We start from the raw sequence: 17,109 nt of genomic DNA, 5'->3' as shown, positions 1-17,109 counted from the left end.
CCATGCCCGACGGCATCTCTCCGCCCTAGACACGGTTGCCGTCCCCGATCAGGTAGAATCCGCGCCTTGATCCTGAAGCAGCCAGACGGTAGCACCCATGGGTAGAGGCCCCTCCATCGAAGCCCGCAAGAACGCGTCCGACGCGAAGCGCGGCAAGATTTTCACCAAGATCATCCGCGAGATCGGCGTTGCCGCGCGCGGCGGTGGAGGCGACCCCAACAACAACCCGCGCCTGCGCGTGGCGGTGGACAAGGGCCTGGCCGTGAACATGTCCAAGGACGTGATCGAGCGCGCCATCAAGAAGGCCACCGGTGAACTGGAAGGCGTCGACTACGAGGAAATCCGCTACGAAGGCTATGCCCCGGGTGGCGTGGCCGTGATCGTCGACTGCCTGACCGACAACCGCGTGCGCACCGTGGCCGATGTCCGCCATGCGTTCAGCAAGTGCGGCGGCAACATGGGCACCGAAGGCTCGGTGGCCTTCATGTTCAAGCGCCTGGGCGTGCTCAGCTTCGCCCCGGGTGCCGACGAGGAAGCCATCACCGAGGCGGCCATCGAGGCCGGCGCTGATGACATCGTGGTCTATCCGGACGATGGCTCGATCGATGTGGTCACCAGCCCTGACGCGTTCAGCGCAGTCAAGGACGCGATGGCCGCCGCTGGCCATGTCGCCGACCACGCCGAGATCACCTTCCGCGCCGACAACGACATCAAGGTCGAGGGCGAGGTCGCCCTGCAGGTCAAGAAGCTGCTGGACATGCTGGAAGACCTGGACGACGTGCAGGACGTGTATTCCAACGCCGAACTCGGCGCCGACGCCTACGCCTGAGCCGTCTTCGACGGCCTGGGCGCGGGCCGTTGAACGGTCACCGCGGACAGTCATGAGCCCATACGCCTGCCAGCGCATTCCGTTCCGCCCCGCCAGGAGTGCAGCATGACCCGCATCCTCGGCATCGACCCCGGTTCGCAGCGGACCGGGGTCGGCATCATTGATGTCGATGCCACCGGCCGCGTCAGCTACGTGCACCACCAGCCGCTGGTGCTGCTGGGCGCTGACGACTTCCCGCAGCGCATGAAGCTGCTGGTGCTGGGCCTGGCCGACCTGTGCCGCGAGTATGAGCCGCAGGAAGTGGCCATCGAACGCGTGTTCATGGCCCGCAACCCCGATTCGGCATTGAAGCTGGGCCAGGCCCGTGGCGCGGCGATCTCGGCGGTGGTGCTGCGCGACCTGCCGGTGCACGAATATGCTGCCAGCGAGATCAAGCTGGCGGTCGTCGGGCGCGGTGGCGCCGAAAAGCAACAGGTTCAACACATGGTCGGGCTCATGCTCAACCTGAAAATCAAGCTGCAGGCCGACGCGGCCGACGCGTTGGCGGTGGCGATCACCCATGCCCACGTAAGGGCGACGGCCAACCGCCTGGGGCTCAGTGCCCGCCAGGCATGGGGCCGCAAATGAGGAGCTGCACGCAATGATCGGTCGACTGCGCGGCATCGTCGCCTACAAGGCGCCGCCGTGGCTGGTGGTGGACGTGAACGGAGTGGGCTACGAACTGGAGGCGCCGATGAGCACCTTCTACGACCTGCCCGAGCTCGGCCGCGAGGTCACCCTGTACACCCACTACTCGCAGAAGGAAGACAGCGTCTCGCTGTACGGCTTCCTGCGTGAAGGTGAGCGGCGCCTGTTCCGCGACGTGCAGAAGGTCAGTGGCATCGGCGCGAAGATCGCGCTGGCCGTGCTGTCCGGCGTCACCGTCGAGGAGTTTGCGCGCATGGTCCAGGCCGGTGACATCACCGCGCTGACCCGCATTCCGGGCATCGGCAAGAAGACCGCCGAGCGCATGGTGCTGGAGCTGCGTGACCGCGCGGCCCAGTTCGGTGCCGGCGGCGCGCTGCCCACCGGCAGCGGCCCGGCCCCGGCCGATCCGCTGTCCGACGCCACCGTGGCCCTGCAGCAGCTGGGCTACAAGCCGGCCGAAGCCGCGCGCATGGCCCGTGATGCCTTCAATGAAGGCGACGAAGTGGCCACCGTGATCCGCAAGGCGCTGCAGTCGGCGCTGCGTTGATCCGCCTTCCTTTCCTTCAACAAACCGCCTGAGCTTCGCCAGGAGTCCCATGTCCAGCAGTCAAACCCCGCACGCAGCCGCCCCCGGCGGCCATGGCCACGCCCCCTCCGCTGGAGGACTGGCGCTGGTCATCGGTGCGATCGGCGTGGTCTTCGGCGATATCGGTACCAGCCCGCTGTACACCCTGAAGGAGGCGTTCTCGCCGCACTACGGGCTCAACAGCGACCACGATACCGTGCTGGGCGTGCTGTCGCTGGCTTTCTGGGCGCTGAACCTGGTGGTGACCCTGAAGTACGTCACCATCATCATGCGCGCCGACAATGATGGCGAGGGCGGCATCATGGCGCTGATGGCGTTGACCCAGCGCACGCTGCGCAATGGCTCGCGCTCGGCTTATGTGGTGGGCATCCTCGGCATCTTCGGCGCCTCGCTGTTCTTCGGCGACGGCGTGATCACCCCGGCCATGTCCGTGCTCAGTGCGGTCGAAGGCCTGGAGGTGGCCGCACCCGGACTGCATGTCTTCATCGTGCCGGTCACCCTGGTGGTGCTGCTGGCAGTGTTCGCCGCGCAACGCTTCGGTACCGAGAAGATCGGCAAGGCGTTCGGCCCGATCATGGCGATCTGGTTCGTATCGCTGGCGGTGATCGGCATCTACAACATTGTCGATGCGCCCGAGGTGCTGAAGGCCTTCAACCCGTGGTGGGGCATCCGCTTCTTCATGGAGCACGGCTGGCACGGCATCTTCATTCTCGGTGCAGTGGTGCTGGCGGTGACCGGCGGCGAAGCGCTGTATGCGGACATGGGCCACTTCGGCCTGCGCCCGATCCGCCACGCCTGGTACTTCTTCGTGCTGCCGTGCCTGGTGCTGAACTACCTGGGGCAGGGCGCACTGGTGCTCAACCACCCCGAGGCCCTGAAGAACCCGTTCTTCGAGGCGGTGCCCTCGTGGGCGCTGTACCCGATGATCATCCTGGCCACCATGGCGGCGGTGATCGCCTCGCAGTCGGTCATCACCGGCGCGTTCTCGGTCTCGCGCCAGGCCATGCAGCTGGGCTACATCCCGCGCATGCGCATCAAGCACACCTCGCACGACACCATCGGCCAGATCTACATCCCGGGCATCAACTGGGGCATCGCGGTGATGGTGTTCGGCCTGGTGCTGGCGTTCCGCAGTTCGTCCAACCTGGCCGTGGCCTACGGCATCTCGGTGTCGGCCACGATGCTGATCGACACCCTGCTGCTGGCCGTGGTGGCACGTTCGCTGTGGCCGAAGTCGCGTGGCTGGCTGCTGCCGCTGTGCGTGGTGTTCTTCATCATCGATCTCGGCTTCGTCATCGCCAACGGCGCCAAGCTGCTGCAGGGCGCCTGGTTCCCGGTGGTGCTGGGCATCTTCCTGTTCACCATGATGCGCACCTGGCGGCGTGGCCGCGAGCTGCTGCGTGATGAGATCCGCAAGGACGGCATCCGCCTGGACACCTTCCTGCCGGGCCTGATGCTGGCACCGCCGGTACGCGTGCCGGGCACTGCGGTGTTCCTCACCGCCGACCCGACCGTGGCCCCGCACGCGCTGATGCACAACCTCAAGCACAACAAGGTGCTGCACGAGCGCAACGTGTTCCTGCACGTGGAAACCCTGCCCATTCCCTATGCGATGGAAGGGCAGCGGCTGAAGATCGAATCGGTGGGCGACGAGTTCTACCGGGTCTATGTGCGCTTCGGTTTCATGGAAACCCCGGACGTGCCGCTGGCGCTGATGCGCTCGTGTGACCACGGTGGCATCTATTTCGACCCGATGGACACCACCTTCTTCGCCAGCCGCGAAACCATTGTGGCCACCGCCAACCGCGGCATGCCGATCTGGCGCGACAAGCTGTTCGCGCTGATGCACCGGAATGCCGCGCCCGCGACCGGCTTCTTCCGGATTCCGGGCAACCGCCTGGTGGAACTCGGCGCGCAGGTGGAGATCTGACCGCGCGGGGTCGGATCCCTTTTCCGCAGGAAAAGGGCTCTGACCCCGAGTTCGGTTCGTTCCATCCAGCGCCATCCACGCACGGTGTGGATCTACCGTGTCGACCAAGGTCGACACCCACCAAGAACAGGCCATGCCATTCCGGCAGATTGCGCAGATCTGTCGAAGGCGGGGTGGGTCCGGTTGCGGGGGGCGTGAGCCGCATGGATGCGGCGACCGAGCTTACATGGACGTACTTGCAGCGTCCCCCGCAAGCGGACCCACCCCGCCATCCCCCAGGAAGCCAGCTTTGGCTGTTGCTCCGGCAGTTGCTGTTGCAGTTGCCTCTGCGGGTGCCGGGCGCAGCCCGGCCGAAACCCGTACTTTTGCCGCATAATCAGCACATGACCGACGACCGCATCATCGGCGCCGGCGCCACCCGCGAGGATGACGCCGCCGACGCCAGCATCCGCCCCAAGCGCCTTGCCGACTACCTCGGCCAGGTGCCGGTGCGCGAGCAGATGGAAATCTACATCCAGGCGGCCAAGGGGCGTGGCGACGCGCTCGACCACGTACTGATCTTCGGGCCGCCGGGCCTGGGCAAGACCACCCTCAGCCATGTCATCGCCAACGAACTGGGCGTGGCCCTGCGCGTGACCTCCGGCCCGGTGATCGAAAAGGCCGGCGACCTGGCTGCGCTGCTGACCAACCTGCAGCCGCACGACGTTCTGTTCATCGACGAGATCCATCGCCTGTCGCCGGTGGTCGAGGAAGTGCTGTACCCGGCGATGGAAGATTTCCAGATCGACATCATGATCGGCGAGGGCCCCGCCGCCCGCTCGATCAAGATCGACCTGCCGCCGTTCACCCTGATCGGCGCCACCACCCGCGCCGGCCTGCTGACCGCGCCGCTGCGCGACCGCTTCGGCATCGTCCAGCGCCTGGAGTTCTACAGCGTCGAGGAACTGACCCGTATCGTGCGCCGCTCCGCCAGCATCCTCGGCATCGACTGCACCGCCGATGGGGCAGGGGAGATCGCGCGCCGCGCGCGTGGTACCCCGCGTATCGCCAACCGCCTGCTCCGACGCGTGCGCGATTACGCGCAGGTCAAGGCCGGTGGCCACATCGACGAGCCCGTAGCCCAGGCCGCGATGAAGATGCTCAAGGTCGACCCGGAAGGCTTCGACGAGCTTGACCGGCGCCTGCTCAAGACCATGGTCGACTACTTCGATGGTGGCCCGGTCGGCATCGAATCGCTGGCCGCGGCGCTGTCCGAAGAGCGTGGCACCCTGGAAGACGTGGTCGAGCCGTACCTGATCCAGCAGGGCTTCCTGGTGCGTACCGCGCGTGGCCGCATGGCCACCCACAAAGCCTACCGGCACATGGGTCTGAAGCCGAAGAACCCGCCGCAGGACCTGTTCGCGGAGGTTCCCGATGTCGGTTGAGCCACTATTCAGTTGGCCGACACGCATTTACTGGGAAGATACCGACGCTGGCGGGGTGGTCTACCACGCCCGCTACGTGGCCTTCATGGAACGGGCCCGGACCGAATGGATGCGTTCGCTCGGCTACGGCCAGGAGCGCATGCGCGCCGAGCACGGGATGATCTTCGCGGTGCGCTCGATGCAGATGGATTTCATCAGGCCGGCACGGCTGGATGACACCCTGCAGGTGAGCGCCCGTCTGGTCCAGCTGAAGAAGGCCAGCATGGTCTTCGACCAGCAGATCCTGCGCGACGGCGAATTGCTGCTGTCGGCCCAGGTCCGCATCGCCGCACTGGACGCGGCCAGTTTCCGCCCGCGTGGCATGGACGAGGCCGTCCTTGCCGTGCTGCAACCCCACCTCCACCCCGAATCCGAACACTGAGGAACAACGGATGATCGCAACGCTCCTGGCCCTGCAGGCCACGGTCACCGAGGCACTGCCGGCCGACGTCAGCAACGCCGCGACACAGACCCTTGCCCAGGCCACCACCGGCGGCGGCATCAACTACCTCGAACTGATGGCCAAGGCCAGCCTGCCGGTGAAGATCATCGTGCTGCTGCTGCTGGTCGGCTCGTTCGTCAGCTGGGTGATCATTTTCCGCAAGGCCCGCGTGTTCAAGCAGGCCACCCGCGAAGCCGACGAGTTCGAGAACCGCTTCTGGTCCGGCGCGGACCTGGGCAAGCTGTACAGCGCGGCCACCGACCGCAGCCGCAGCGTGACCGGCCTGGAAGCCATCTTCGAAGCAGGGTTCCGCGAATACACCCGCCTGCGTGACAAGCGCCGCCTGGATGGCCGCGCACAGCTGGAAGGCGCGCAGCGCGCGATGCGCACCACCTATACCCGCGAAGTGGACCAGCTCGAGCGCAACCTGGAACTGCTGGCCAACATCGGTTCGACCGCGCCGTACGTGGGCCTGGTCGGCACCGTGTTCGGCATCATGGTGACCATGCACGACATGATCAGCAGTGGTGCGCAGGCCGGCATCGCCGCCGTCGCGCCGGGCATCTCCGAGGCACTGTTCGCTACCGCCATCGGCCTGTTCGTGGCGATCCCGGCGGTGTGGGCCTACAACCGCTTCACCACGCGCGTTGAGCGCATGTCGGTGCGGTTCGAGACCTTTGCCGAAGAGTTCAGCTCCATCCTGCAGCGCCAGAGCGCTGGCGACGAGTAAGCGCCTGACCCGGGAGTCCAAGCCATGTCCGCTGCCATCGGTCGCCGCAAGCGCCGCAAGCTGAAATCGGAAATCAACGTCGTTCCCTACATCGACGTCATGCTGGTGCTGCTGATCATCTTCATGGTCACCGCGCCGCTGCTCACCCTGAGCTTCGACGTCGACCTGCCGCAGTCCAACGCCAAGGCGCTGGAGAGCAAGCAGGACCCGGTGATCGTCTCGGTGCGCCAGGACGGCCAGCTCAGCCTGAAGCTGCCCGATGCCAAGGAACCGACCGCCGTGTCGGCCGAGGAACTGGAAGGCCGCCTGGCCGGCATCGCCGCCCAGGACAAGGGCGTGCGCGTGATCGTCGCCGCCGACCGTGCCGTGGCCTATGAAAAGGTCATTGCCGCGATGGATGTGATCAAGCGCGCCAAGGTAGACAAGGTAGGCCTGGCCACCGATGCACGCTGACGCCCTGCCACCCCCGCATCAGCGCGAACCCGGCTGGGGCCTGCCCCTGGCATTGGCGTTGCTGGTGCACCTGCTGGTCGCGCTGGTCTTCATCGTGGCCTGGTTCTGGTCGCCCGAGCGCAACACCGACGCCGCCGCCGGCGATCCGTCGGTCGAGGCCAGCCTGGCGCTGTCCGCGTCGGAGGCCTCCGCTGCGCGCCAGGCCCTGCGCCAGTCGGAAAAGCTGGAAGACCTGCCGCCGCCGGTGGCCGAGCCCATCCCGGTGCCGGAAGACACCATTCCGCCGCCGCAGCCGATCCCGGAACCGCGCCCACAGGACGCCCCCACGCCGCAGCAGCAACAGGCGCAGGAGCGTGTCGCGCAGCCGGATACCAAGGATCAGGAAGCGGTGAGTGCGCTGGCCATCTCCCAGGAGAAGGCCAAGCAGGAACAGGAAGCCAAGCGCCGCCAGGAACAGATCGACCTGACCGAACGCAAGCGCCAGGAGGAAGCCGAGCAGAAGCTGCGCCTGGCCAAGCAGCAGGAAGCGGACGAGAAGAAGAAGCAGGCCGAGCAGGAGCGCGTGGCCGCTGACAAGGCCGAGGCCGAGAAGCAGAAGAAGATCGCCGAGATCCGTGCCCGCCGCGAGCAGGCCGAGAAGGAAGCCAAGCTGGCCGAGCAGAAGCTGCGCCAGGTGGCCGCCGCGCGCAATGCCGCCGGCAGTGCCGCTGCCGGTTCCAGTGGTGCCTCGCAGCCGGCCGCCGGTGGCGGTGGCAACAGCGACGACCTTTCGGCCAAGTACGCAGCCGCCATCCAGGCCAAGGTGCTGTCGCAGTGGGTGCGCCCGGATACGGTGCCGTTGGGCCAGCGCTGCCAGATCACCATCACCCAGATTCCGGGTGGTACGGTGATGCAGGCCAAGGTCAGCCCGAACTGCCCGTACGACGAGGCCGGCAAGCGCTCGATCGAGGCCGCCGTGCTCAACGCGCAGCCGCTGCCGTACCGCGGCTTCGAGTCGGTGTTCGCACGCACGCTCAACTTCACCTTCACCGCCCAGGATCGCTGAGGCGGGCAGGGCAGGGTGGCTCTCCGCTGCCCGCGTCCACGGATGTCGCGCTTGCCTCTGGCAGGCCAGGTCTCGGCCGGGCAGGCTGTGGGCTGCTGTCGGACACCGCCCCGCAGGGCGGCGTGACGGGGCACATGGGCGCGATGTTAGCCACGACGTTAACGGTGCGTGAGAGGACGGGCTGGAACTGACCCGGAATTCACGTACCCTTGGTTCATGATTGCGAAGCGGTTCACTGCCGCTTTGTTATCCCTCGTTCCGGTTTCCCCCTATTGAGCGCTCCATGAAAAAGATGCCTCGCTGGCTTGCCGTGTTTGCGGCCCTGTTGCTGCCCTTTGCTGCCGTCGCGCAGCAGAAGGGGCTGGATATCGACATCATCGGCGGCAATGCTTCCGCGCTGCCGATCACCATCGTGCCGATGCCTTACCAGGGGTCGTCGGCTGCACCGCAGACCGACGTCGCCGGCGTGGTCCGTGCCGACCTGGAGCGTTCGGGCCAGTTCCGTACGCTGCCCGAAGCGCAGATCGTCGAGAAGCCGGTGCGCGGCGGCGACATCCAGTTCGCCACCTGGCGCGCGCTGAAGCAGAACTACATCGTGGTCGGCCGCGTGCTCGACGCCGGTGCCGGCGCCTACCGCGTCGAGTACGAACTGTTCGACGTACCCAAGGGCGAGCGCCTGCTGGGCCTGGCGATGACCGCCCGTGGCAACGCCATGCGCGACGTTGCCCACCAGATGGCCGACGCCATCTACGAAAAGATCACCGGTGTGCGCGGCGCCTTCTGGACCCGCATCGCCTACGTGACCGCCAGCGGCAAGGGCGACGCCATGCGCTACGCGCTGATGGTGGCCGACTCCGATGGCTTCAATCCGCAGACCATCGTGCGTTCGGCCGAGCCGCTGCTGTCGCCGTCGTGGAGCCCGGATGGCAGCAAGCTGGCCTACGTCAGCTTCGAGCGTGGCAATTCGGCCATCTACATCCAGAACATCGGTACCGGCGCGCGTGAGCTCGTCACCAGCTTCCGCGGCATCAACAGCGCCCCGGCGTTCTCGCCGGACGGCCGCAAGCTGGCCCTGACCCTGTCGCGTTCGGGCAACCCGGAAATCTACGTGATGGACCTGGGCAGCAAGCAGCTGACCCAGCTGACCAACCACTTCGCCATCGATACCGAGCCGACCTGGGCGCCGGACGGCAGCGCGGTGTACTTCACCTCCGACCGCGGCGGCCGTCCGCAGGTCTACAAGGTCGGCGCGGGCGGCGGCAGCGCCGAGCGCGTGACCTTCCAGGGCAACTACAATGCCAAGCCCTCGGTGTCCTACGACGGCAAGAAGATCGCCGTCGCCCAGGGCTCGGGCAACAGCTACAAGATCGCGATGATGGACAGCTCGCTGGGTTCGCCGCGCTGGAGCACGCTGTCCCCGGGCTCGCTGGATGAATCGCCGAGCTTTGCGCCCAACGCGAGCATGGTGTTGTACGCCGCCCGCGAAGGTGGCCGTGGTGTGTTGTATGCCGTCTCGGCCGATGCGCGGGTTCGCCAGCGCCTGGTCCTGGCCGATGGTGATGTGCGCGAGCCGGCATGGTCCCCATACCGTACCCAGCGCTAAAAGAGTGTTAATATTTTCGTTGTCTTGAACCCCTCATCGGCCTAGGAGCCACAAAGGTATCGCCATGAACAAGTCCACCCGCGTTCTGCTTGTTTCCCTGCTGTCTGTGGCCGTCCTGGCCGGTTGCTCGAAGAAGGTGAAGGAAGAGCCGGCAGCCCCGGTCGACACCGGCACCTCGACCACCACCCCGACCGGTCCGTCGACCTCGGGCCTGTACGGCCCGGGCGACCTGGATACCGACGCTTGCCTGCGCCAGCGCGTTGTCTACTTCGACCTGGACAAGGAAGACGTGAAGCCGGAATTCCAGGCCATCATGGCGTGCCACGCCAAGTACCTGCGTGACCGTCCGTCCTCGCGCATCACCCTGCAGGGTCACACCGACGAGCGCGGTTCGCGCGCGTACAACCAGGCCCTGGGTGAGCGTCGTGGCAACGGCGTCAACTCGGCCCTGCAGGCCAACGGTGGCTCGGCTTCGCAGCTGACCGTCGTTTCCTACGGTGAAGAGCGTCCGGTCTGCACCGAGTCGAACGAGTCCTGCTGGTCGCAGAACCGTCGCGTCGAAATCGTCTACACCGCGCAGTAATCCATGCGCATTGGCATCAAACTGATGCTGGTCGTTGCGGCAGCCCTCGTGGCTGCCGCACCGGCGCATGCACAGCGACAGAGCCTGGCTGACCGTGTCGGCGCGCTCGAGCAGCAGATGTACAACAACAGTGCCAACCAGGACCTGTTGAACCAGATCAACCAGCTGCGGCAGCAGGTCACCAGCCTGCAGGCCTCGATCGAGCAGTTGCAGCACGACAACGCCCAGCTCAAGCAGTCCGCCCAGGACCAGTACCTGGATCTGGACAGCCGCCTGAACCGGTTGGAAGGGGGCAATGCGGCCCCGGCCCTGCCGCCCGTTCCGGCGAGCGCGCCGAAGGCCGCACCGGCCCCGGCAAAGCCCGCAGCGGCGGCCACTTCCGAGCGGCCGCCTTCCGTCCATGGTGATGCCGGCAGCCTTGCCGCCACCGGCGACGAGCGCACCTCCTACAACGTCGCCTTCGACTCGCTGAAGGCCGGCAAGTACGATGATTCGGCGCAGCTTTTCCTGAGCTTCCTGCAGCTGTATCCGAACGGCGTCTACGCGCCGAACGCGCTGTACTGGTTGGGCGAGAGCTACTACGCCACCCGCAATTTCCCGATGGCCGAGACCCAGTTCCGTGAACTGCTCGCGCGCTATCCGACCCACGACAAGGCCGCTGGCGGCCTGCTCAAGGTTGGCCTCTCGCAGTATGGCGAGGGCAAGGTCGACCAGGCCCAGCAGACGCTGGAGAGCGTCGTGGCGCAGTACCCGGGCTCGGACGCCGCGCGCACCGCCCAGGATCGGCTGCAGTCCATCCGCCTCGGCAAGCAGATCCGTTGATCCGCTGACCGGGCGTACAATGCGTACCCTGGCGCCGGGCTGATTTCCGGCAGCCTCCTGTAGAGCCGAGCCCATGCTCGGCTGCTTTCGTTTCCGGCGCCGATAAATCGGTCGCCCGTCCCATGAAGAATTGTTTGCCATGACCGCCGTTACCCCGTCCAACGCCGTCGCCACCCCCAGCGACATCGTGCAGTCGCCGCTGCCGCGCCTGAAGATCACCGAGATCTTCACCTCGCTGCAGGGCGAAGCCGATACCGCCGGCTGGCCGACCGTGTTCGTGCGCCTGACCGGCTGCCCGCTGCGCTGCCAGTACTGCGATACGGCCTATGCCTTCCATGGCGGCACCTGGTGGGACATCGACGACATCGTGGCCGAGGTGTTGGCCCAGGGCGTGCGCCACGTCTGCGTGACCGGCGGCGAGCCGCTGGCGCAGAAACGCTGCCTGGTGCTGCTGCAGAAGCTGTGCGACGCCGGCATGGACGTCTCGCTGGAAACCTCCGGCGCGCTGGACGTCAGCGCGGTGGACCCGCGTGTATCGCGCGTGGTCGACATCAAGACCCCGGGGTCTGCCGAAGTGGCGCGCAACCGCTGGGAAAACCTGCCGCTGCTGACCGCACGCGACCAGATCAAGTTCGTCATCTGCAGCCGCGGGGACTACGACTGGGCCAAGGCCCTGGTCGCCGAGCACGAGCTGGTGAAGCGCTGCACCGTGTTCTTCTCGCCCAGCAAGGGCGAGATCACCGCGCGGCAGCTGGCCGACTGGATCGTCGAAGACCGCCTGCCGGTGCGCTTCCAGATGCAGTTGCATAAAATCCTGTGGAACGACGAGCCGGGCCGATGAGCCCGCGCGGCGTTCCCTGATGTAGCTCCGGCGCGGGACAGCGTGCTGGCTTTCCCCTCCCAACCGGATGTTTTACCCATGAAGAAGGCAGTCGTGCTTCTCTCCGGCGGCATGGATTCAGCCGCCGTCATCGCCATGGCCCAGGAACAGGGCTTCGCCGTGCATGCCCTGAGCGTGCGCTACGGCCAGCGCCATACCTCCGAACTGGATGCTGCCGCCCGCGTGGCCAAGGCCCAGGGCGTGGTCGCGCACAAGATCGTGGACGTGGACCTGCGCAGCATCGGCGGCTCGGCACTGACCGACGACATCGACGTGCCCGAGGCCGGCGGTGCCGGCATTCCGGTCACCTACGTACCGGCGCGCAACACCATCATGCTGTCGCTGGCCCTCGGCTGGGCCGAAGTGCTCGGTGCCAACGACATCTTCTGCGGCGTCAACGCCGTGGATTATTCCGGCTATCCGGACTGCCGCCCCGAGTTCGTGGCCGCGTTCCAGGCGCTGGCCAACCTGGCCACCAAGTCGGGCGTGGAAGGTGCGGGCATCAAGGTACACGCGCCGCTGCAGTTCCTCAGCAAGGGCCAGATCGTCAGCGAAGGCGTGCGCCTGGGCGTGGACTTCGGCCTGACCGTGTCCTGCTACAACGCCGACGCCAACGGCGCCGCCTGCGGCCACTGTGATGCCTGCCGCCTGCGCGCGCAGGGCTTCGCCGAAGCCGGCGTGCCGGACCCGACGCTGTACGCCTGATCGCCCCTGGTAGTGCCGGCCGCTGGCCGGCTTCCCTGATGGGTGTGAATTCCCAGATGGTGGGTGCGAACTGCTCCTCGGTGGGTGCGAACCTTGGTTCGCACTCCCCGACCCGCCGGGTAGGTCTGACTCTGGTGGGTGCGAACCGTTGGTTCGCACTCCCTGACCCGCCAGGCATGGCCCGGCGCTACCGCTGCCGCAGCCACCCCGACGCTTCAATAAACATCCGCACCGCCTTCGGATCGGCATAGTCCAGCTCGATCATCCGCGCGACACCGGCTTTCTCGTCGGCTTGCTGGCGCATGTACTCCTGCGCGATGCGGTAGCCGGCGTAGTACCCCACATCACCCACCCCGAACGGATTACGGGCGCTGTTGTACAGCCAGTTGTCCAGATCCCCGCCGTCCATTTCAGCGACGAAACGCGTGCGGATTTCCGCTTCGTGCGCGGGCCCGTAGCTGTACAGCGGCAACGCCAGCCGACGCCCGCTCAGCCGTTCGGCCACATACTCCGCCACGCCTTCGCGCACCGCGTACTGCGCCAGGCTGCCGGTAGTCTCGCGCTGCTGGGTATGCACGTACTCGTGCAGGTTGTTCTGCGCGTTGTTCGCCCCCGGACGGCTGTCATAGAAGATCCGCAGGCGATCGCGCATTTTCGCCGGCAACTCGCTCACGTCCACGCGCTCATCGCCCAGCGCCATCTCCGCACCGATCAGTACCTTGTCACCCAGCGTGGTCCCGCCAGTACGCAGCACGCCCACGGCATAGGTGATGGTGGCCGGGCGCAGGGCGGGGTAGAGCGTGCGGAAGGCGGCCAGGTCCCGTTCCAGTGTGGCGCTGGCCTGCTGCGCGTTGGCGGTCAATGGGCGTACCGACGTCCAGAAGCGCGGCCACGCACGCATGGCCTCGGCGTATTCGCGGGCGGTGTAGTTACGGACCTGCATCAGCGCATGCAGGCCGGGGCTGCCTGGATCGATGTAGCGCTCCTGCACCAGTGCGACCTGGCGTTCAACGTCGGGCTCGGCGCGCACAGCGTCATAAGTGGCCCAGAAGCGGCCGATGTCGTCGGTGACGACCTGGGATGGGGCGGCCAGTGCCGCACAGGGCAGCAACAGGGCGGCAATGAGGCAGAAGGGCAGGCGCATCCGTGGCTCCGGGCAGGAATCACAGCTGGGATGCGCGTGAGGCCCAGAAGGTTTAAGCGGGCTCACCAGATCGGGTAGTGCCGGCCGCTGGCCGGCAACCTCGACGCACCAGGGTTTCACCCGGCCCGGTAAAGTAGGGTAGAATGCCCACCCCGCCGAAAGGCTGGGGCAGTGCAATGGGCCGTTAGCTCAGTCGGTAGAGCAGAAGACTTTTAATCTTTTGGTCGAAGGTTCGAATCCTTCACGGCCCACCATTGCATCCAATGACCCAGGTCATTCAGAAAGGCACCGTAATGCGGTGCCTTTTTTGTTGCCCTGGTCCGTGGCCTCTAGTTCGCCCGCATTCCCTTGGCTTTTGCGGCCGCCGCGTCGGCAGCTTGCTGTGCGGCCGTCGCTGCCGCATTCGCGGAACGCACGGCTTCCGCTTGAGCCGCGTCAAAGTCAGCCCGGCGCTGCGCGCTGATCCGGCGTTCCAGTTCTGAATATGCGACGTAGCTCTCCGGATACTTCGCGACGCAGGCCTGCTGCAGCAGCGGGATCGCGTGGTCGGACAATCCCGGTTGGAGGTGGGCGAGCAGGCAGTCCGCATACGCTGCGGATGCTGGCGGAGTGCTGCTGGACTGCGGTGAGGCGGCGGCAAGGGTGGTGGCGATCAATACACTCAACATGGGAACCTCCTTGTGGATATGAGCGTGGCGGCGACCAGTCCTTGAGCCAAGGTGCCCGTTGCATGACCATCACCGGCTCCATGGTGCTCCAGTTCCGGCAGATCGGCAAAGTGCCGCGAACGACAGTGCCTCCGGCGGTCTATGCTCGGCATCTTTCCCAGGATGGGCCGTCCCATGCGTCTGATCGTGCTGTCGCTGTCGCTGTCGCTGTTGTTGTCCGTCGTCTCCGCCGCGCCGCTGATGGCCGCCGAATCCGCGTCGCCCGCCGCCGCCACGCCGCTGGTCATCGGCGAGACCTTCACCATCGAGTCGAAGGCGCTGGGCGAGACCCGTCGTATCAACGTCTACCGCCCGCAGCCGTGGGGGCGGGACCCGAAGGCACCGCTACCGGTGCTCTACATGCCCGACGGCGGCATCGGCGAGGACTTCCTGCATGTGGCCGGGCTGGTGCAGGTGCTCAGCGGCAACGGCAGCATGCGTCCGTTCCTGCTGGTTGGCATCGAGAACACCGAGCGCCGCCGCGACATGACCGGCCCCAGCAAGGACCCGCAGGACCAGAAGATCGCACCGCGCATCGGCGGCTCGGCGGCCTACCGTACCTTCCTGCGCGATGAACTGATGCCGCAGGTGCGCCAGCGTTACCCGACCACCGAGGAGCGCGCGCTGATCGGCGAGTCGCTGGCCGGCCTGTTCGTGGTCGAGACGCTGCTGCAGGAGCCTACGCTGTTCAACAGCTATATCGCGTTGGACCCCAGCCTGTGGTGGAACCGTGGTGCAATGCTGGCCGGGGCGGCCAGACAGCTGCCGGCGGTGACGCGTGCGCAGCCGCGCGTGTTCCTGGCCAGCAGTGGTCAGCCGGAGCTGGCGGCCTCTGCCGCACAGTTGGCCACGCTGCTGCAGCAGGCGTCGCCGTCGCCGCTGGTGAAGTACCTGCCGTTGCCGGAGGAAACCCACGCCACGATCTATCATCCGGCCGCGTTGCAGGCGCTGCGCACGCTGTTCCCGGCGCCGCCGCCGGCCTCGCCCTGACCGCACTGGTACCCGCCTGCACACCATGCAACGATGCGGCAGCGGCGCCATCGGGTGCGCCGCCCGCAACGGGAGCGTGTGGATGCAGCGTGTGCGTGGATGGAGTGTGGCGGCCTGCCTGGCCGTGAGTGGCTGTGCGATGTCGGTGGCGCCGCCCGCAATGCAGAGTGAAGCGAAGGACAGTGCGCCGACTGCCACGCCGGGTGTGGTGCTGCCGGACACCGAAGCGCTGCGCGTGCACGACCCGGTCGGCCGCGACTATCCGGTCTGGGTGGCGCTGCCGGCCGACTATGCGGCGCATCCGGAAAAGCACTACCCGGTGCTGTACGTGACCGATGCGCTGTACAGCTTCCCGCTGGTGCGCAGCGTGCGCAACATGGTCGGGCAGAAGGGCGTCAACATCGAGGATTTCATCCTGGTCGGGCTGCCGCCGCAGGAAGGCCTGACCTCCAAGCAGAGCCGCTCGCGCGATTACACGCCCAGCGACCCGGCGCGTACCGATCCGCGTGATTACAGCGATGACGTCAGCTACGGCGGCGCGGCGCACTACCGCGATTTCCTCGCTGGGCAGGTACTGCCGATGATCGATGCGCGCTACCGCACCGATCCGGCGCGGCGTGCCTATGCGGGTCATTCCTATGGTGGCCTGTTCGGCGCCTATGTGCTGACCACGCGCCCGGACATGTTCCGCACCTACATCCTGTCCAGCCCATCGCTGTGGTTCGACGACCATCGGGTGCCGCGCATGCAGGCCGAAGCCAAGGCGCCGGCGCAGTCGACCACGGTGGTGCTGTCGGTGGGCAGCTTTGAAACGGTCAAGCCCGAACCGCGTTACTTCACCCGCAACGACATGCTGCGCCACAACGCCGAATTCGCCGAGCAGCTGCGCAGCAGCGGGCGATCGTTGAAGGTGGAGAACATGGTGATCGATGACGAGGATCACTTCACCGTCTACCCGGACATGATCACCCGCGCACTGCTGAAGGTGTTCCCGGGTACCGGACCGTACAGCAGCGGTTGATGAATGCCTCAGGCCGCCTGTGCATCCGGCCCGGTCAACACGCCCACATCGGCGTGCCGGAAGCACAGCCGGATGGCGTCGAGCAGCTCGCTCATGTTGTACGGCTTGGGCAGGAAATGGATGCCGTCGCGCAGCTGCGGCAGCACCTGGTGCTGGTCCATGCCCGACGTCACCAGGATCGGCAGCTGGGGATACAGGCCACGGACCCGGTTGGCGGCTTCAATGCCACTGATCGCGCCCAGATTCACGTCGGTGAACAGCAGGTCGAAACGCTCACCGGCGGCCAGCAGGCCCAGCGCCGCTTCGGCAGAGCTCACGCCCACTACGTGGCAGGCCTGGCTTTCCAGCGCCAGCCGGCTCAGTTCGCGGGTTTCCTCGGCGTCCTCGATAAGCAGGACGCGGGGTTCAACGTGGCGCTTGGACAGCAACATGACGCGACAACTCCGGACAGCAACGGTGAAAAGGCGCGCAAGTATGCGCAAGCCGGTA

Annotated in this window: 19 protein-coding genes and 1 tRNA gene; 17 read left to right on the top strand and 3 right to left on the bottom strand. The window is 66.6% G+C overall.

What is annotated here, in order from left to right; translation table 11 throughout:
* Window positions 1–97 precede the first annotated feature (97 nt).
* The 14 genes from AC5P6S_RS01890 (at window position 98) to queC (ending at window position 12,758) form a co-directional block, all read left to right on the top strand.
* On the top strand, window positions 98–829 hold the full coding sequence (locus AC5P6S_RS01890; protein WP_005410758.1) for a YebC/PmpR family DNA-binding transcriptional regulator: 732 nt from the start codon (window positions 98–100) through the stop codon (window positions 827–829).
* Window positions 830–934: 105 nt separating this feature from the next.
* Window positions 935–1,456, top strand: coding sequence for a crossover junction endodeoxyribonuclease RuvC (gene ruvC, locus AC5P6S_RS01885; RefSeq protein WP_005410757.1), 522 nt, complete (start codon window positions 935–937; stop codon window positions 1,454–1,456).
* Between the two features lie 13 nt (window positions 1,457–1,469).
* On the top strand, window positions 1,470–2,063 hold the full coding sequence (ruvA, locus tag AC5P6S_RS01880) for a Holliday junction branch migration protein RuvA (protein WP_005410756.1): 594 nt from the start codon (window positions 1,470–1,472) through the stop codon (window positions 2,061–2,063).
* A 49-nt stretch (window positions 2,064–2,112) separates the two neighbouring features.
* Window positions 2,113–4,032 (top strand): potassium transporter Kup, encoded by a 1,920-nt coding sequence (locus tag AC5P6S_RS01875; protein WP_062605804.1) that lies wholly within the window; start codon window positions 2,113–2,115, stop codon window positions 4,030–4,032.
* 383 nt (window positions 4,033–4,415) lie between these two features.
* Window positions 4,416–5,456, top strand: a complete 1,041-nt coding sequence (gene ruvB, locus AC5P6S_RS01870) for a Holliday junction branch migration DNA helicase RuvB (protein WP_005410754.1) — start codon at window positions 4,416–4,418, stop codon at window positions 5,454–5,456.
* On the top strand, window positions 5,446–5,877 hold the full coding sequence (ybgC, locus tag AC5P6S_RS01865; protein WP_012481069.1) for a tol-pal system-associated acyl-CoA thioesterase: 432 nt from the start codon (window positions 5,446–5,448) through the stop codon (window positions 5,875–5,877). The genes ruvB and ybgC overlap by 11 nt, the downstream gene beginning before the upstream one ends.
* Before the next feature lie 10 nt (window positions 5,878–5,887).
* Entirely contained in the window at window positions 5,888–6,667 is a 780-nt protein-coding gene (gene tolQ / locus AC5P6S_RS01860) for a protein TolQ (protein ID WP_005410752.1), read from the top strand.
* A gap of 24 nt (window positions 6,668–6,691) precedes the next feature.
* Window positions 6,692–7,120: a protein TolR gene (gene tolR, locus AC5P6S_RS01855; protein ID WP_005410751.1), complete on the top strand. Its 429-nt coding sequence runs from the start codon at window positions 6,692–6,694 to the stop codon at window positions 7,118–7,120.
* Window positions 7,110–8,165, top strand: a complete 1,056-nt coding sequence (gene tolA / locus AC5P6S_RS01850) for a cell envelope integrity protein TolA (RefSeq protein ID WP_005410750.1) — start codon at window positions 7,110–7,112, stop codon at window positions 8,163–8,165. The genes tolR and tolA overlap by 11 nt, the downstream gene beginning before the upstream one ends.
* 283 nt (window positions 8,166–8,448) lie before the next feature.
* Window positions 8,449–9,768, top strand: a complete 1,320-nt coding sequence (gene tolB, locus AC5P6S_RS01845; RefSeq protein ID WP_005418511.1) for a Tol-Pal system beta propeller repeat protein TolB — start codon at window positions 8,449–8,451, stop codon at window positions 9,766–9,768.
* A 64-nt stretch (window positions 9,769–9,832) separates the two neighbouring features.
* A complete protein-coding gene (pal, locus tag AC5P6S_RS01840; RefSeq protein WP_005410748.1) occupies window positions 9,833–10,351 on the top strand; it encodes a peptidoglycan-associated lipoprotein Pal in 519 nt (172 codons plus the stop codon).
* Between the two features lie 3 nt (window positions 10,352–10,354).
* Complete coding sequence (ybgF, locus tag AC5P6S_RS01835; RefSeq protein WP_005414274.1) at window positions 10,355–11,173, top strand: tol-pal system protein YbgF; 819 nt, start codon at window positions 10,355–10,357, stop codon at window positions 11,171–11,173.
* Between the two features lie 139 nt (window positions 11,174–11,312).
* Window positions 11,313–12,014 carry a 7-carboxy-7-deazaguanine synthase QueE gene (queE, locus tag AC5P6S_RS01830; protein WP_111117709.1) on the top strand — a complete coding sequence of 234 codons (702 nt, stop codon included), beginning with the start codon at window positions 11,313–11,315 and terminating at the stop codon, window positions 12,012–12,014.
* Between the two features lie 78 nt (window positions 12,015–12,092).
* The gene (gene queC / locus AC5P6S_RS01825) at window positions 12,093–12,758 is read left to right on the top strand and encodes a 7-cyano-7-deazaguanine synthase QueC (protein WP_012481067.1); all 666 of its coding nucleotides are present in this window, start codon (window positions 12,093–12,095) and stop codon (window positions 12,756–12,758) included.
* A 187-nt stretch (window positions 12,759–12,945) separates the two neighbouring features.
* On the opposite strand, the gene AC5P6S_RS01820 is transcribed toward queC, so the two are convergent.
* Entirely contained in the window at window positions 12,946–13,902 is a 957-nt protein-coding gene (locus AC5P6S_RS01820; protein ID WP_235643734.1) for a DUF2268 domain-containing putative Zn-dependent protease, read from the bottom strand.
* A gap of 178 nt (window positions 13,903–14,080) precedes the next feature.
* Here AC5P6S_RS01820 and AC5P6S_RS01815 point away from each other — a divergent pair.
* Window positions 14,081–14,156, top strand: a tRNA-Lys gene (locus tag AC5P6S_RS01815).
* A gap of 75 nt (window positions 14,157–14,231) precedes the next feature.
* Here the strand turns inward: AC5P6S_RS01815 and AC5P6S_RS01810 are convergent.
* On the bottom strand, window positions 14,232–14,570 hold the full coding sequence (locus tag AC5P6S_RS01810; RefSeq protein WP_012481065.1) for a hypothetical protein: 339 nt from the start codon (window positions 14,568–14,570) through the stop codon (window positions 14,232–14,234).
* A 174-nt stretch (window positions 14,571–14,744) separates the two neighbouring features.
* On the opposite strand from AC5P6S_RS01810, the gene AC5P6S_RS01805 reads away from it, so the two are divergent.
* Both AC5P6S_RS01805 and AC5P6S_RS01800 read left to right on the top strand, forming a co-directional pair.
* Complete coding sequence (locus tag AC5P6S_RS01805; RefSeq protein ID WP_049396254.1) at window positions 14,745–15,599, top strand: alpha/beta hydrolase; 855 nt, start codon at window positions 14,745–14,747, stop codon at window positions 15,597–15,599.
* Between the two features lie 82 nt (window positions 15,600–15,681).
* Entirely contained in the window at window positions 15,682–16,620 is a 939-nt protein-coding gene (locus AC5P6S_RS01800; RefSeq protein WP_044570750.1) for an alpha/beta hydrolase, read from the top strand.
* A gap of 8 nt (window positions 16,621–16,628) precedes the next feature.
* Here the strand turns inward: AC5P6S_RS01800 and AC5P6S_RS01795 are convergent, their stop codons facing one another.
* Window positions 16,629–17,051 (bottom strand): response regulator, encoded by a 423-nt coding sequence (locus tag AC5P6S_RS01795; RefSeq protein WP_005414268.1) that lies wholly within the window; start codon window positions 17,049–17,051, stop codon window positions 16,629–16,631.
* Window positions 17,052–17,109: the final 58 nt, after the last annotated feature.

Source organism: Stenotrophomonas sp. YJH_SMC_119 (assembly GCF_059368315.1).
This window is presented reverse-complemented; position numbering and strand designations above follow the sequence as displayed.

Excerpts from the sequence above, each read along its gene's own strand:
- AC5P6S_RS01890 (WP_005410758.1), top strand. The coding sequence starts at position 98 with ATGGGTAGAGGCCCCTCCATCGAAGCCCGCAAGAACGCGTCCGACGCG.
- ruvC (WP_005410757.1), top strand. The coding sequence starts at position 935 with ATGACCCGCATCCTCGGCATCGACCCCGGTTCGCAGCGGACCGGGGTC.
- ruvA (WP_005410756.1), top strand. The coding sequence starts at position 1,470 with ATGATCGGTCGACTGCGCGGCATCGTCGCCTACAAGGCGCCGCCGTGG.
- AC5P6S_RS01875 (WP_062605804.1), top strand. The coding sequence starts at position 2,113 with ATGTCCAGCAGTCAAACCCCGCACGCAGCCGCCCCCGGCGGCCATGGC.
- ruvB (WP_005410754.1), top strand. The coding sequence starts at position 4,416 with ATGACCGACGACCGCATCATCGGCGCCGGCGCCACCCGCGAGGATGAC.
- ybgC (WP_012481069.1), top strand. The coding sequence starts at position 5,446 with ATGTCGGTTGAGCCACTATTCAGTTGGCCGACACGCATTTACTGGGAA.
- tolQ (WP_005410752.1), top strand. The coding sequence starts at position 5,888 with ATGATCGCAACGCTCCTGGCCCTGCAGGCCACGGTCACCGAGGCACTG.
- tolR (WP_005410751.1), top strand. The coding sequence starts at position 6,692 with ATGTCCGCTGCCATCGGTCGCCGCAAGCGCCGCAAGCTGAAATCGGAA.
- tolA (WP_005410750.1), top strand. The coding sequence starts at position 7,110 with ATGCACGCTGACGCCCTGCCACCCCCGCATCAGCGCGAACCCGGCTGG.
- tolB (WP_005418511.1), top strand. The coding sequence starts at position 8,449 with ATGAAAAAGATGCCTCGCTGGCTTGCCGTGTTTGCGGCCCTGTTGCTG.
- pal (WP_005410748.1), top strand. The coding sequence starts at position 9,833 with ATGAACAAGTCCACCCGCGTTCTGCTTGTTTCCCTGCTGTCTGTGGCC.
- ybgF (WP_005414274.1), top strand. The coding sequence starts at position 10,355 with ATGCGCATTGGCATCAAACTGATGCTGGTCGTTGCGGCAGCCCTCGTG.
- queE (WP_111117709.1), top strand. The coding sequence starts at position 11,313 with ATGACCGCCGTTACCCCGTCCAACGCCGTCGCCACCCCCAGCGACATC.
- queC (WP_012481067.1), top strand. The coding sequence starts at position 12,093 with ATGAAGAAGGCAGTCGTGCTTCTCTCCGGCGGCATGGATTCAGCCGCC.
- AC5P6S_RS01820 (WP_235643734.1), bottom strand. The coding sequence starts at position 13,902 with ATGCGCCTGCCCTTCTGCCTCATTGCCGCCCTGTTGCTGCCCTGTGCG.
- AC5P6S_RS01810 (WP_012481065.1), bottom strand. The coding sequence starts at position 14,570 with ATGTTGAGTGTATTGATCGCCACCACCCTTGCCGCCGCCTCACCGCAG.
- AC5P6S_RS01805 (WP_049396254.1), top strand. The coding sequence starts at position 14,745 with ATGCGTCTGATCGTGCTGTCGCTGTCGCTGTCGCTGTTGTTGTCCGTC.
- AC5P6S_RS01800 (WP_044570750.1), top strand. The coding sequence starts at position 15,682 with ATGCAGCGTGTGCGTGGATGGAGTGTGGCGGCCTGCCTGGCCGTGAGT.
- AC5P6S_RS01795 (WP_005414268.1), bottom strand. The coding sequence starts at position 17,051 with ATGTTGCTGTCCAAGCGCCACGTTGAACCCCGCGTCCTGCTTATCGAG.